The sequence below is a fragment of the Streptomyces sp. NPDC043680 genome (genome assembly GCF_056436685.1).
Genome location: NZ_JBWKCE010000003.1, coordinates 535,446 through 548,693, shown reverse-complemented (window position 1 = coordinate 548,693; position 13,248 = coordinate 535,446). Strand labels below are relative to the sequence as shown.

Sequence of the window (13,248 nt, the reverse complement as noted above, 5' to 3'; positions counted from 1 at the left end):
GCGGCCCGCCCCCTGCGGACGGCTCCGACCCGGTCGGCGGTGGCCCGGGCGGCGACCCGGCCCCGCCGTCGGTCCCTATGGGGGCGGTGGTCCCGATCCGGGCGGTGGGCTTGGCCCAGGTGGGGGGTCTGGGGGGGTCTGGGGGGGTCTGGGGGGGGCCGGGGGGTCCGGGGGGAGGGGTGGGCCCGCGCGGCCGGTGATCGGCGGGTGGAAGGGGCCGGTGGTGGGCCGGGCCGTCACCGCCGCCACCTCCCCCTGGACGGTGCAGGCGGTCAGGGCCGCTCCCTGGGCTCCGGCCACCCTCCGGGCGGCGGCGCAGGCCTGCTCCGGGCCGTGGGCCCAGGTGGCCGCCGCGGCGAGGGCCGCCAGGTCGGCTGCCGCCGCCGCACGGTGCCGGGCCACCACGGCCTGGCCGAGCAGGAGCACGCCGCCGAACACCGCGCCCAGGACCGTCGCCACCAGCGCGGCCCAGACGGTGGCCGAACCCCGGTCCCGGCTCACGGCGGCGGCCCCACGCTGTCCTCGGCCAGCGCCACCGCCTGCGCGCCGAGCCGTACCGGCAGGCCGTTCGGCCCGGGTGCGGGCGCCGTCACCCGCACCCGCCACAGATCCCCCTCCCGCTCCAGCCCCACCCGAGCCCCCGGCGGGGCGGCCGCCCGGGCCGCCGCCACCGCCCCCTCCGCCGTCTCCGAGCGGGCCGCCGCACGGGCGCCCGCCCGCGCCGCGTCCACGCACCGGATCTGCGCGGCCGCCGCCATCAGCGCCCACACCAGCAGCGTCGCGAAGAGCACCAGGGCCGGGATCACGAGGGCGGCTTCCGCCGTCACATATCCGCGGTCTCCCCCGGCCCTCCGCTTTCCCTCAGAACGGCACATCGAGCGCCTTCCCGATGGTCGACTGGAGGGCCGTGGAGACCCCTTCACTCGTCACCACCTTGTACAGAACGGCCGCGAATGCACAGGCCGCGATCGTGCCCATGGCGTATTCCGAAGTGGACATCCCCGCATCGCGCGTCCCGCCGCTCAGCGCCGTCCGCAGCCGAAACCAGATGATCCTCATGGCAACCTCCCATTGATCTTTTTTTGACGTGATCTCATTTGTGATTTCAGTACGCTGGTTCAGGGCTGGTTTGAGGGCCTGCTTCAGGTTCCGGAGAGAAGCCCGGAGGCCATTCCGATCACCACCGGAGCCACGCCCACCGCAAGGAATGCGGGCAGGAAACACAGCCCCACCGGCGCCGTGACGAGGACCGCCGCCCGCTGTGCCCGGGCGCCCGCCTGCCGGGCCCGGTCCTCCCGCAGGGCCGTCGCCAGGCGGGAGACCGGCTCCGCGGCCGGCGCCCCCGTCCGGGCGGCCCGCTCCAGGCATTCGGCGAGCGGCCGCGCCCCCGGTAGCGCGGCCAACCTGCCCCACGCCGCGCCCGGTTCGCCGCCGAGCCGCAGCTCCGCCCCGGCCAGCGCCAGCCGCTCACCCACCGGCCCGCCCAGCGACTCCCCCACCACCTCAGCGGCCTCCACGGGCGCGGCCCCTGCCGCCAGGCACGCCGCCAACAGATCGGCCGCAAAGGGGAGCTGACGCTCCGCCTCCCGCTCGTCCACCGCTGCCGCCGGCCGCTCCCGACTCAGCCACCGCCAGACGCCGAAGGCCACTGCACCGCCGGCCAGCACCCCCGGGACGCCTCCGACCACCACCCAGGCCGCCAGCAGGGCCCCGAGCGGTGCGGCCCACGCCGTCACCACCCGCCGGGCTACGGAGCCGAACAGCGGCCCGCGGCGCGCCCGTTCACCGGCCGGCAGCGCGGTGAACCTGCGCCGAGCCGCCCGGCGCCGGATCCGCGCCGCCACCGCCCTGGCCGCACACAGCCCCGCCACGGCGAGGCACAACGCCGTCCCCAGCCTGTGGATCAGCACCTCCTCCATCTCCATCACCGCTCCCCCACCCGCACGATCCGCCGGCACCACAGCAGCCCCAGCGCCTCCAGCACCCCGCCCGCCAGCAGGCAGCCCCACCCGACCGGGCTGTGCAGCAGCACCCGCAGCGGATCGGCTCCCAGCCCGGTGCCGATCAGCAGCCCGACCAGAGGCAGCAGGGCGAGCACCACCGTCGTCGACCTCGCGCCCGCCAACTGGGCCCGCAGTGACTCCCGGCGGTCCCGCTCGGCCCGCAAGGCCCCTTCCAGCCGGTCCAGCCCGGCCGCGAGCCCCGCACCGCCGTCCACCGAGATCCGCCAGCAGGCGGCCATGCCGGCCAGCCCCTCCGCGCCCGGTTCGGCCGACGCCATCCGCAGCGCCTCCGGCACGTCTCCGCCGAACGCCGCCGCGGCCAGCACCGCCGCTTCCGCCGGCCCCGGCCCGCCGGGCCCGGCCACCGTGCGCCGTATCGCCGCGGTCAGTGCCTGCCCGGGCTGCGCGCCCGCCCGCAGCTCACCCACCGCCGCCCCGCACAGGGCGATCACCTGCGCGGCCCGCGCACCACGCTCCTGCTCCCGGCCCCGGGCCCGCAGCCACCGCCGCACCAACGGCACCGCCGCGGCCCCCACCACCACCGGGATCAGCGATCCACCGAGCAGGCCCACGACGAGCCCGACACCGAGGCAGCCCCACTCCCGCCACCGCACGGCCCGCACCCGCACCGCGATCACCAGCCGCTCCCGGCGCACCGGCCCGCCCGGCGCCACGGCACCGCCCCCGGCCAGCACCACCCGGGCCCGCCGCGACACCCGGTCACCCCCGACGAGGCCCCAGGCCGCCGTACTCGCACAGAGCACACCGGTGAACAGGGACACCGACATCACCGAAACGCCGCTCACCGGACACCTCCCAGCAGCGGCCGCAGCCGCTCCCAGCCCCGCTCCCGGACGAACCCCCGCGCCGCCCAACGCAGCGCCGGTACGGTGACCACCAGTCCCGCGGCATCCCGCTCCAGCACGTGGAGCTCCGCCACCCGGCGCCGTCCGGCCCGGTCCCGGACCAGGTGGATCACCAAGGTCAGGGCGGCCGCCACCTGGCTGTGCAGGGCGGCCCGATCGAGCCCCGCCACCGTCCCGAGCGCCTCCAGCCGGGCCGGGACATGAGCGGCAGCATTCGCGTGGACCGTGCCGCAGCCCCCCTCGTGCCCGGTGTTGAGGGCGGCCAGCAGATCCGCCACCTCCGCGCCCCGGACCTCGCCGACGACGAGCCGGTCCGGCCGCATCCGCAGCGCCTGCCGAACCAGGTCCGCGAGGGTGACCAGGCCCGCCCCCTCCTGATTGGCGGGACGGGTCTCCAGCCGCACCACATGGGGATGGTCGGGGCGCAGCTCGGCCGAGTCCTCGGCCAGCACGATCCGCTCCCCCGGACCGACCAGTCCGAGCAGGGCGCTGAGCAGGGTGGTCTTGCCGGTGCCGGTCCCTCCGGAGACGAGGAAGGACAACCGGGCCTCGACCATCTCCCGGAGCAGCCGCTGCCCGCCCGGCGGCAGTGTCCCCGCCTCGACCAGCTCCTCCAGCGTGAACGCCCTCGGCCGCACCACCCGCAACGAGAGGCAGGCCGAGCCGACGGCGACGGGCGGCAGCACGGCATGCAGCCGGGTGCCGTCCGGCATCCGGGCGTCCACCCAGGGCCGGGCGTCGTCCAGCCGCCGACCCGCGACGGCGGCCAGCCGCTGGGCGAGCCGCCGCACGGCACCGGCATCGGCAAAGGTCACGCCGGTCAGCTCCAGCCCGCCCCCGCGGTCCACCCACACCCGGTCGGGGGCGGCCACCAGCACGTCGGTGACCTCCTGGTCGGCGAGGAGCGGCTCCAGCGGGCCGGCGCCGACCAGCTCGGACCGCAACTCGGCGGCCACGCCCAGCACTTCCGCATCCCCCAGCAGTCGGCCCTGAGCGCGCAGGGCCGCCGCCACCCGGGCCGGGGTCGGTTCCGCCCCACTCTCGGCCAGCCGCTGGCGCACCGCGTCCAGCAGCACGGCGCTCATGCCGCCACCCCCGGGGCGGGACCGAGCGCCCGCTGCCAGAAACCGTCGCAGAACCGGGCCAGCGCACCCCGCCCCTGCGCACCCGGCGGTTCCCCCTCGGCGACCCGCCCCGGGAGCCCCACCTCGACCGGCACCTCACCGGCCAGCGGCGCCCCCAGCAGCCCGGCCACCACCTCGGCGTCGAGGCCGCCCGGGCAGCGCCCCCGTACGACCACCCGCACGTCCCGGGCCACCATCCGCACCCCGGCCGCGACCCGGCCCGCGGCAGCCACCGCACGCAGCTCGCCCGGCACCACCAGCAACACCAGGTCCAGCTGGGCCAGCGCCTCGGCCACGGCTTCGTCCACCCGCCGCGGCAGGTCCACCACCACGACCCCGCCCCGGCGCCGTGCCGCCGCCACCACCGAGCGCATGGCAGCGGGCGGCACCACCACCCGCTCACCGCGGTCCCAGCTGAGCACCCGCAGTGCATGCAGCTCGGGCAGTGACTCCTCCAGCGCCCCGGCGCCGACCCGGCCCCGGGAGCCGGCGAAGTCGGGCCAGCGCAGCCCTTCGGCGCTCTCGCCCCCGAGCAGCACGTCCATCCCGCCGCCGAGCGGATCCCCGTCGATGAGGATGGTCCGCTCGCCGGCCCGGGCAGCCCGCAGGGCGAGCGCACAGGCCAGGGTGGAGGCCCCGGCGCCGCCGCTGCCGCCGATCACTCCGACGGCCAGGGCCGGCCTCCCCGCTCCCTCCACCACATCGGCGATCCGGTCGACGAGCCGGCTCTCGGCATCGGGGAGCCGCAGCACCTCCTCGGCCCCGATCTCCACCGCCCGCTGCCACACGAGGGAGTCGTCGAGGTCCCGGCCGACAAGGAACACGCCGTCGCGGCGCGGCGCCCCCCTTACCCGGCGGGCGGCATCATCGCCCACCAGGACGAGCGGGGCGGTCTCCCACCCGACGCTCCCGCGCCCCCGCTCCACGGCTGCGGCACCGCTCTCGCCCCATCCGCCCCCTTCACCGCTGCCGCCGCTGCCACCACCGCCTCCACCACCTCCGCCTGCACTGGGCTCGGGCACCGCATGCTGCACATGCGGCTCCGCGCCCGCGGCGGCACACAGCCGCAGCAGATCGTCGAGCAGCAGCGGGTCCTCGGTGATGATCAGCGGACGTCCGGGCCCGGGCCCCGCACCGCTCCCGGCCCCCGCACCGCCCTCGGCGGCCGCACGGCCCCCGGCACCGCCACGACCCGATGGCTTGATTGCGCCCGCCGTGACGAGCTCCGACGCTTCACACGACTTCGATCCAGCCACGATCTCCGCCTCCTTCTCACCGCAAATCCCGGCGCCGCGGACTTCGCGGCCGGAATCACCGTGCAGCGATCCGGAAAAAGAAGTGGATCTTGGTCGAAAACTGTGGACAACCGAAGCGTTGTGAATAACTCCGTCACACCCACAGGTGAGTTCCATAGCGCGGCGGAACCACTACGCACCGTCACGAGTCTGATGGGGTGAGGGCCTTCGCCGCGCGGCCCCACCGAAGAAGGAGGGCTGCAGGGATGGTCACTTAGGGCCGAAGGCAGGGACGCGAACCGCGTCCGGACATGCGACGACCCCCGCCGGGGGGGAGAGCGGGGGTCGTCCCCACGGTCCGACTCGGGGGGGGAGGAGCCAGACCGGGTTAGCACGGTCGCGAACGATCCGTGACTTCCATGGTGTACCCGAGAGCCTCCTCAGGCAAACCCACGCGCCACACCTTACGCCGAATGGTGGGCGCATATGCTCGGGGCGTGGAAATCCAGCCCTTGCCGCACTCGTCGCCCCGCACCGCAGCCTTCTTCGACCTGGACAAGACGGTCATTGCGAAGTCAAGCACTCTGACGTTCAGCAAGTCCTTCTACCAGGGCGGCCTGATCAACCGCCGCGCCGTGCTGCGCACCGCCTATACCCAGTTCATCTACCTGGTCGGCGGAGCCGACCACGACCAGATGGAGCGGATGCGGGAGTACCTGTCCGCCCTCTGCAAGGGATGGAACGTCCAGCAGGTGCGGGAGATCGTCGCCGAGACCCTGCACGACCTGATCGACCCCCTCATCTACGACGAGGCGGCTTCCCTCATCGAGGCCCACCACACGGCGGGCCGGGACGTGGTGATCGTGTCCACCTCCGGAGCGGAAGTGGTCGAGCCCATCGGTGAAATGCTCGGCGCGGACCGGGTCGTCGCCACGCGCATGGTCATCGGCGAGGACGGCTGCTTCACCGGCGAGGTGGAGTACTACGCGTACGGACCGACCAAGGCCGAGGCCGTGCGGGAGCTCGCCGAGTCCGAGGGGTACGACCTCTCGCGGTGCTACGCGTACAGCGACTCGGTCACCGACATCCCCATGCTGGAGGCGGTGGGCAACCCGCACGCGGTCAATCCGGACCGGGCACTGCGGCGGGAGGCCGTGGCCCGGGAGTGGCCCGTCCTGGTGTTCAACCGGCCAGTGCGGCTGAAGCAGCGGCTGCCCGGGCTGTCCATGCCGGCGCGGCCGGCGCTGGTCGCCGCCGCAGCGGTGGGCGCAGCCGCCGCCACCGCCGGGCTGGTCTGGTACGCCAGCCGCCGCCGGGCCAGCGCCCTGGCCGCCGCCGCCTCGGCCTGACCTTCACACCGTGGCCACCCAGGGCGGCCTCAGTACCGGCCCCACCGAGCCGGCCTCCGCACCAGCCGCACGGCCCCAGCTCCACCCGCCCCCGGGATCCCGCGACCGATCCCGGGGGGCCCGCCTGCGGCGATAGAGGGGTCCGACGCACGACACGTGGGTGTCCGATGCGTCCCGACCTGGGGTGGAAAGTAAAAAAAGTGGCCAGGGGTTCCGCTTCGCTCCCAAGCGGAGTAGAAAGGAGTCACGGCCCGCGAGACCAAAGAACATCCGAGAGGATCATCTTTAAAACGCAGTAAGGCCCACGGACCGAAGCAGGAACGCTTAGCACCCACGCGACGTCGACCCGTCGATTACGGGCCAGCCGCACCAGGTGACGGGCAAAGTTCCCGACCTGATGGGCAACCATCGAGGACGCTTGGTAACTGGGCGTGAATGCCAGCGGCGACACCAAAGCAAGACGGTGTCGCCGCAACCCTGTGTACAGGGCAGGTCAGCCCCCGAGCGCTCCCGGCCGACTCAGGCCGCGCCGCGCTGCAGCGCCTCGCAGACCGCCGTCGACTCGCGGGCACCGAGCTCGATCGCACGCCCGCAGTGAGCGATCCAGGTCGCCATCCCGTCCCCGGTTCCGGAGACATAGCCCTCGAAGGCCGCCAGGTAGGCCTCCGCGCCCTGCTCCGCGTGCCCCACCTCCGCCGGGCAGATCGCCTTCGGGTCCAGACCGCTGTTGATCAGCACGATCCGCTCCGCCACCCGCGCGATCAGGCCGTTGTACGAAGCGAAGGGCCGCAACGCCAGCAGCTCGCCGTGCACCACGGCCGCCGTGACGAGCGCCGGCGCCGAACCGCCCGCGATGATCAGCCGGGACAGCCCGTCCAGCCGCCCCGCGACCTCGTCCGCACCGGGCAGCGGCAGGTCGACCAGCGGCTCGTCCACCGGCTCACCGGCCAGCCTCGGCCGGCCCACCACGTCGCCGTCAGCGGTCGAGCCCGCTGCCACCAGGTGCAGGCGTGCCAGCACACGTAGCGGCGACTGGCGCCAGATGCTGAGCAGTTGGCCCGCCTCCGCCGTCAGCCGCAGTGCCGCGCCGACCGTGCGCGCCTCTGCGTCGGCGCCGAAGTCGGTCCGTCGCCGCACCTCCTCCAGCGCCCAGTCCGCGCCGGACAGCGCGGCGCTTCCGCGCGCTCCGCGCAGCGCCGCCTCCGAGGTGATCTCCCCGCTGCGCCGGCGCATCACCCGGTGCCCGTAGACGCGGTCCACTGCCTTGCGTACGGAATCCACGGACTCGGCGACACCGGGGAGGGATCCCAGGGCGGCCAGCGGGTCGGAAGCGCTACTCATAAGTAAGGAGCCTACGCACTGCGGCGCCATAGCACCGACCCCTCCTTGGAGTGGTCTTCTTCACTCACCTAGAGCACGTAGCGCTACCGACCCGCTACTCTTGGTGAACATGAAGATCGCTTTCGTGGGAAAGGGCGGCAGCGGCAAGACGACCCTGTCCTCCCTCTTCATCCGCCACCTCGCCGCCAATGAGGCCCCGGTCGTCGCGGTGGACGCCGACATCAACCAGCATCTGGGCGCCGCGCTCGGACTCGCCGAGGAGGAGGCGGCCGCCCTGCCCGCCCTCGGCGCCCACCTGCCCCTGATCAAGGAGTACCTGCGGGGCTCCAACCCGCGCATCGCCTCCGCCGACACGATGATCAAGACGACCCCGCCCGGTGCCGGCTCCCGCCTGCTGCGGGTCACCGAGGACAACCCGGTGTACGAGGCCTGCGCACGCACCGTGCTGCTCGACGGGGAGCCCGTACGGCTCATGGCCACGGGGCCGTTCACCGAGTCGGACCTCGGCGTGGCCTGCTACCACTCCAAGGTCGGGGCGGTGGAGCTCTGCCTGAACCACCTGGTCGACGGCCCGGACGAGTACGTCGTCGTCGACATGACCGCCGGCTCGGACTCCTTCGCCTCGGGCCTGTTCACCCGCTTCGACGTGACGTTCCTGGTGGCCGAGCCGACCCGCAAGGGGGTCTCCGTCTACCGGCAGTACAAGGAATACGCGCGGGACTTCGGGGTCACGCTGAAGGTGCTCGGCAACAAGGTGCAGAGCACGGACGACATCGAGTTCCTCCAGGACGAGGTGGGTGAGGACCTGCTCGTCACCTTCGGGCACTCCGACTGGGTGCGGGCGATGGAGAAGGGTCGGCCGGCGAGCTTCGAGCTGCTGGAGGCGAGCAACCGGCTCGGCCTGCAGTACCTCCAGGACGCGGCCGACGATTCGTACGCCCACCGCGACTGGCAGCGGTACACCGAGCAGATGGTGCACTTCCACCTGCGCAACGCGGAGATCTGGGGCAATGCCAAGACGGGGGTCGACCTGGCTGCCCAGGTCGACCCCGATTTCGTGCTGCGCGAGAGCTCCCTGCACGAGGGCTGCGCCGGCGACCGGGACGGCGACCGGGACCGCCGCGCCCACGCGGGCGATCAGGACGGCACCCGGGACCGTGACGGTGCCGGCGCCACGGCCGAAGACCTCGTCAGTCCTCGTCCGAACCGGCTTCAGCCGTCTCCTCAGCCTGCTTGACCCCGGCGGGGGCGGTCGGCGCGACCGGCGGCCCCGCCGTCAGGAGCTTGGTCCAGCCCTCCTTCGGCGCCTCGCCGACGTCGAGGGTGCGCAGCCACTCCAGGACCTTCGGGTCCTGGGCGTCCAGCCAGTCCGCCAGCTCGCGGAACGGCACGCACCGGACCTCCTTCTTCGTGCAGACGTGCTCGATGACCTCCTCGACCGCACGCATGTAGGTGCCGCCGTTCCAGGACTCGAAGTGGTTGCCGATGATCAGCGGCGCGCGGTTGCCGTTGTAGGCCCGGTCGAAGGCCTGCAGCAGGCCGTCGCGCATCTGGTCGCCCCAGTACTGGTGCTGCGAGGGGTCGCCCTGCGTGGTCGTCCCGGACTGGTTGACCAGGTAGTTGTAGTCCATGCTCAGGGTGTCGAAGGCGCGGCCCGGCATGGGCACCAGCTGCAGCGGCAGGTCCCAGAGACCGTCCGTCTTCTTCGGCCAGATCTGCTTGCTGATGCCGCTGGAGTCGTAGCGGAAGCCCATGCCCTTGGCCGCGAGCATGAAGTTCTTCTGGCCTTCGAGGCAGGGGGTGCGGGCGCCGATGAGCTCCTTGTCGTAGTCGAAGGGGAGCGGCTCCATGTCTTTGAGACCCGCGTTCGTCTTCCAGTTCTTCACGAAGGACTTGGCCTGGTTGATCTCGCTCTTCCACTCCTCCACGGACCAGGTGCCGACGCCTCCCTCGGGGCCGCAGAAGTGGCCGTTGAAGTGGGTTCCGATCTCGTTGCCCTCCAGCCAGGCGCCGCGGACCTGGGTGGCGGTGTCCTTGATGCCCTGGAGGTCGCCGAAGCCGATGTCGGAGCGGCCCGGCTCGTGCTGCGGCGCGGTGTAGAGGGAACGCTTCTCCTCGGGCAGCAGGTACACGCCGCTGAGGAAGTAGGTCATCCGGGCGTTGTACTTCTTGCCCACCCCGCGGAAGTGCGAGAAGAGCTTCTGGCTGTCCTCGCCGGCCCCGTCCCACGAGAACACCACGAACTGCGGCGGCTTTTCGCCGGGCGCCAGCTTCTGGGGCTTCTGCACGTTCGGCTGCGAGCCGGTGTACGCGGTCGAGCCGTCGCCGATGAGCCGGTTGACGCTGCCGGGGGCCGGGGCCCCGGGAGCGGGGGCACCCTTCTTGGCGCCCGGGGCCCCGGGGCGGGGCTCGGCGGGCTCGGAAGTGCTGCACCCGGCGACGCCCAGCACCAGTGCCGTGGCGACCACGCCTCCGGCGATCTTCTTCGTGGCGGCGATCATCCGTCCACCTCTCCTCGCAGTTCCCTCGCGGGTCTTCTCGCTCGCGGGCCTTCCGCTCTTCCGCGCCGCAACGTCCCATGCGCTCCACCATGAGGATGGTGTGACAAGCCGGACAAAATGCTTAATCACCCGCCAGGGGTAATTTCTCAGCTGTTTGCCCGCATTTCCTTTCGCAGCCCTTTACCTGCCATTACCTTTCATTTACCGAGTGTTGAGACTCCCGCCGCTTCACCCCTTCGCAGAGGAGACGGGACCTTATGACAGCCACCTCCCCCACCTGCTCCACCCCCACGAGCCCGCCCACACCCGCTGCCACCACGGCCCTCACCGCGCTGGGAGCCCTCAGAAACCCGCGGTCCCCCCAGGCACCCGACGGCCTGTCGGCGGACCTCTCCGCCTCCCTGACCGTCTTCCTGATCGCCCTGCCGTTCTCCCTCGGCATCGCCCTGGCCACCGGCGCCCCCCTCCAGGCGGGCCTGGTCGCGGCGGCCGTCGGCGGGATCGTGGCCGGGCGGCTGGGCGGCTCCCCGCTCCAGGTGAGCGGGCCCGCCGCCGGACTCACCGTGGTCACCGCGGAATTGGTCCAGCGCTACGGATGGCGCACCACCTGCGCCATCACCGTGCTCGCCGGCTGCTGCCAGATCGGCCTCGCCGCGCTGCGCACCGCCCGGTCCGCGCTCATGGTGAGCCCCGCCATCGTGCACGGCATGCTCGCGGGGGTCGGCGTGACGATCGCGCTGGCCCAGCTGCACATCGTGCTCGGCGGCACCCCGCAGAGCTCGGCGGTGGCCAATGTCCGCGGGCTCCCGGCCCAGTTGGCCGATCTGCATCCGGCGGCCCTCGGCGTCAGTGCGCTGACGCTGGCGGTCCTGCTCGGCTGGCCGCGGGTGCCCGGACGGGTGGGCGCCGCCCTGCGGAAGGTGCCGGCCGCGCTCGCCGCGGTCGCCGTGGCCACGGCCTTCGCCGCGCTGGCCGGGCTCAGCCTGCCGCGGGTGCACCTGCCGTCCTGGCGCAGCCACGCCCTGCCCGAGCTGCCCGAGGGACCGGTGCTGGGCCTCCTTGCCGCCGTCCTGACCGTCACCCTGGTCGGCAGCGTGGAATCCCTGCTCTCGGCGGTCGCCACGGACAAGGTGATCGCCTCCGAGCGGCGTACGGGCCACCGCCCGCGCCGCGCCGACCTGGACCGGGAACTGCGCGGCCAGGGCGCGGCGAACATCCTCTCGGGGGCGCTGGGTGGACTGCCGGTCGCGGGCGGGGCCATGCGCAGCGTGGCGAACGTCAAGGCCGGGGCCACCAGCCGGCGGTCGGTCATGCTGCACGGGCTCTGGATCCTGCTCGCGGCCGTACTGCTCGCCCCGGTCCTCGACCTGGTCCCGCTCGCGGCGCTGGCCGCGCTGGTGATGGCGGTGGGGGTGCAGATGGTCAGCGCCACGCACCTGCGTACGGTCACCCGGCACCGGGAGATCCTGGTCTACGCGACGACGATCTCAGCGGTGGTGCTCGGCGGAGTACTGGAGGGAGTGGGCATCGGCATCGCGGTCGCCGTGGCGGTCGCACTGCACCGGCTCACCCGGACCCGGATCACGGTGGAGGAGCGGGACGGGGTCCACCGGGTGCGGGCCCGCGGCCAGTTGACCTTCCTGGCGGTCCCCCGGCTGAGCCGGGTGCTCAGCCACATCCCGTACGACGCGCGCGTGGTGGTCGAGCTGGACGGCTCGTTCATGGACCACGCGGCCTACGAGACGCTCCACGATTGGCAGGACTCCCACCTGGCGCACGGCGGCGAGGTGGAGATCACCGGCCGCTCAGCCGACCCGTCCCGGAGCGGGCAGCAGCACCTCGACGGGAGCGGGGCCCAGCGCGCGGGCCACCACTGCTGCCGCCCCTGGACCCCGTGGAAGAACCACTGCGACCACCGGTCGGCCGCCGGGGACCCCGGCGGCGCGGAAGGCCGTACGGTCCCGGTCCCGACCGGGGCCTCCGACACCGAGGCGGAGACGCCCGCGCCCCGCCGCCGGGGCGCCGGCCAACTGGCCAGCGGAATCAGCGCCTTCCAGCGGGACACCGCGCCGCGCGTGCGGGACGAGCTCGCGCGGCTCGCCCGAGAGGGGCAGCAGCCCTCCCAGCTCTTCCTGACCTGCGCGGACTCCCGCCTGGTCACCAGCATGATCACGGCCAGCGGCCCCGGCGACCTGTTCACCGTGCGCAATGTCGGCAACCTGGTCCCGCTCCCGGGCGCCGAGGCATCGGACGACTCGGTCGCGGCGGCCATCGAGTACGCCGTGGACGTGCTCCAGGTGGACAGCATCACGGTCTGCGGGCACTCCGGATGCGGCGCCATGCAGGCGCTGCTGAACTCCGCGCCCGGCGCCCCCATGACCCCCCTGCGACGGTGGCTGCGACACGGCCTGCCCAGCCTGGAGCGGATGTCCAGCCCCCACCACGCCTGGGCGCGGATCGCGGGCCGGCTCCCGGCGGACGCGGTGGAACAGCTGTGCCTGACCAATGTGGTGCAGCAGCTGGAGCACCTGCGCGCCCACGAGTCGGTGGCCCGGCGGCTCGCCGAGGGCACCCTCGAACTACACGGGATGTACTTCCACGTGGGCGAGGCGCAGGCGTACCTGCTGTCCGGAGGAGAGGACTTCTTCGACTGCCGCGTTTTTGACAGTGTCGGCCGGCACGTCTGAGTGACGCCCGCCTGAACCGATACCCTCCCGTATCCGTGCAATCGGTTGGCCCCTTCCCGCACCCTGCAGCGGGAAGGGGCCACTCACGCGTGGGCTCCGGGCGCACATAGGTCTAAACCAATTCTCGGCCAACCCTTGTCAC

12 protein-coding genes are annotated in these 13,248 nt (G+C 73.3%); 3 read left to right on the top strand and 9 right to left on the bottom strand.

All coding sequences use genetic code 11. The features are described from left to right. Positions 1 to 75: 75 nt before the first annotated feature. From AC0666_RS09110 to ssd, 7 genes are all read right to left on the bottom strand, one after another. On the bottom strand, positions 76 to 501 hold the full coding sequence (locus AC0666_RS09110; RefSeq protein WP_478707335.1) for an Rv3654c family TadE-like protein: 426 nt from the start codon (positions 499 to 501) through the stop codon (positions 76 to 78). Next, entirely contained in the window at positions 498 to 875 is a 378-nt protein-coding gene (locus AC0666_RS09105) for a TadE family type IV pilus minor pilin (RefSeq protein WP_468584015.1), read from the bottom strand. The genes AC0666_RS09110 and AC0666_RS09105 overlap by 4 nt, the downstream gene beginning before the upstream one ends. Next, positions 862 to 1,059 (bottom strand): DUF4244 domain-containing protein, encoded by a 198-nt coding sequence (locus tag AC0666_RS09100; protein ID WP_478707334.1) that lies wholly within the window; start codon positions 1,057 to 1,059, stop codon positions 862 to 864. Before AC0666_RS09100 ends, AC0666_RS09105 begins: the two co-directional genes overlap by 14 nt. A gap of 83 nt (positions 1,060 to 1,142) precedes the next feature. Beyond that, a complete protein-coding gene (locus AC0666_RS09095) occupies positions 1,143 to 1,919 on the bottom strand; it encodes a type II secretion system F family protein (protein WP_468966487.1) in 777 nt (258 codons plus the stop codon). Between the two features lie 5 nt (positions 1,920 to 1,924). Next, positions 1,925 to 2,791: a type II secretion system F family protein gene (locus AC0666_RS09090; RefSeq protein WP_478707365.1), complete on the bottom strand. Its 867-nt coding sequence runs from the start codon at positions 2,789 to 2,791 to the stop codon at positions 1,925 to 1,927. A gap of 14 nt (positions 2,792 to 2,805) precedes the next feature. Continuing rightward, positions 2,806 to 3,954 (bottom strand): TadA family conjugal transfer-associated ATPase, encoded by a 1,149-nt coding sequence (locus AC0666_RS09085; protein ID WP_478707333.1) that lies wholly within the window; start codon positions 3,952 to 3,954, stop codon positions 2,806 to 2,808. Beyond that, positions 3,951 to 5,102 (bottom strand): septum site-determining protein Ssd, encoded by a 1,152-nt coding sequence (gene ssd, locus AC0666_RS09080; protein WP_478707364.1) that lies wholly within the window; start codon positions 5,100 to 5,102, stop codon positions 3,951 to 3,953. The genes AC0666_RS09085 and ssd overlap by 4 nt, the downstream gene beginning before the upstream one ends. Before the next feature lie 638 nt (positions 5,103 to 5,740). Between ssd and AC0666_RS09075 the strand changes: the two genes are divergently transcribed. Further along, positions 5,741 to 6,577: an HAD family hydrolase gene (locus AC0666_RS09075; protein ID WP_361712054.1), complete on the top strand. Its 837-nt coding sequence runs from the start codon at positions 5,741 to 5,743 to the stop codon at positions 6,575 to 6,577. A gap of 519 nt (positions 6,578 to 7,096) precedes the next feature. On the opposite strand, the gene AC0666_RS09070 is transcribed toward AC0666_RS09075, so the two are convergent. Further along, positions 7,097 to 7,918, bottom strand: a complete 822-nt coding sequence (locus AC0666_RS09070; RefSeq protein WP_468965600.1) for a Fic family protein — start codon at positions 7,916 to 7,918, stop codon at positions 7,097 to 7,099. Positions 7,919 to 8,027: 109 nt separating this feature from the next. On the opposite strand from AC0666_RS09070, the gene AC0666_RS09065 reads away from it, so the two are divergent. Beyond that, the gene (locus AC0666_RS09065) at positions 8,028 to 9,155 is read left to right on the top strand and encodes an ATP-binding protein (RefSeq protein ID WP_478707332.1); all 1,128 of its coding nucleotides are present in this window, start codon (positions 8,028 to 8,030) and stop codon (positions 9,153 to 9,155) included. On the opposite strand, the gene AC0666_RS09060 is transcribed toward AC0666_RS09065, so the two are convergent. Further along, positions 9,109 to 10,419, bottom strand: a complete 1,311-nt coding sequence (locus AC0666_RS09060; RefSeq protein WP_478707331.1) for a polysaccharide deacetylase family protein — start codon at positions 10,417 to 10,419, stop codon at positions 9,109 to 9,111. The genes AC0666_RS09065 and AC0666_RS09060 overlap by 47 nt on opposite strands. Positions 10,420 to 10,676: 257 nt before the next feature. Between AC0666_RS09060 and AC0666_RS09055 the strand changes: the two genes are divergently transcribed. Next, positions 10,677 to 13,106, top strand: coding sequence for a SulP family inorganic anion transporter (locus AC0666_RS09055; protein ID WP_478707330.1), 2,430 nt, complete (start codon positions 10,677 to 10,679; stop codon positions 13,104 to 13,106). Positions 13,107 to 13,248: the final 142 nt, after the last annotated feature.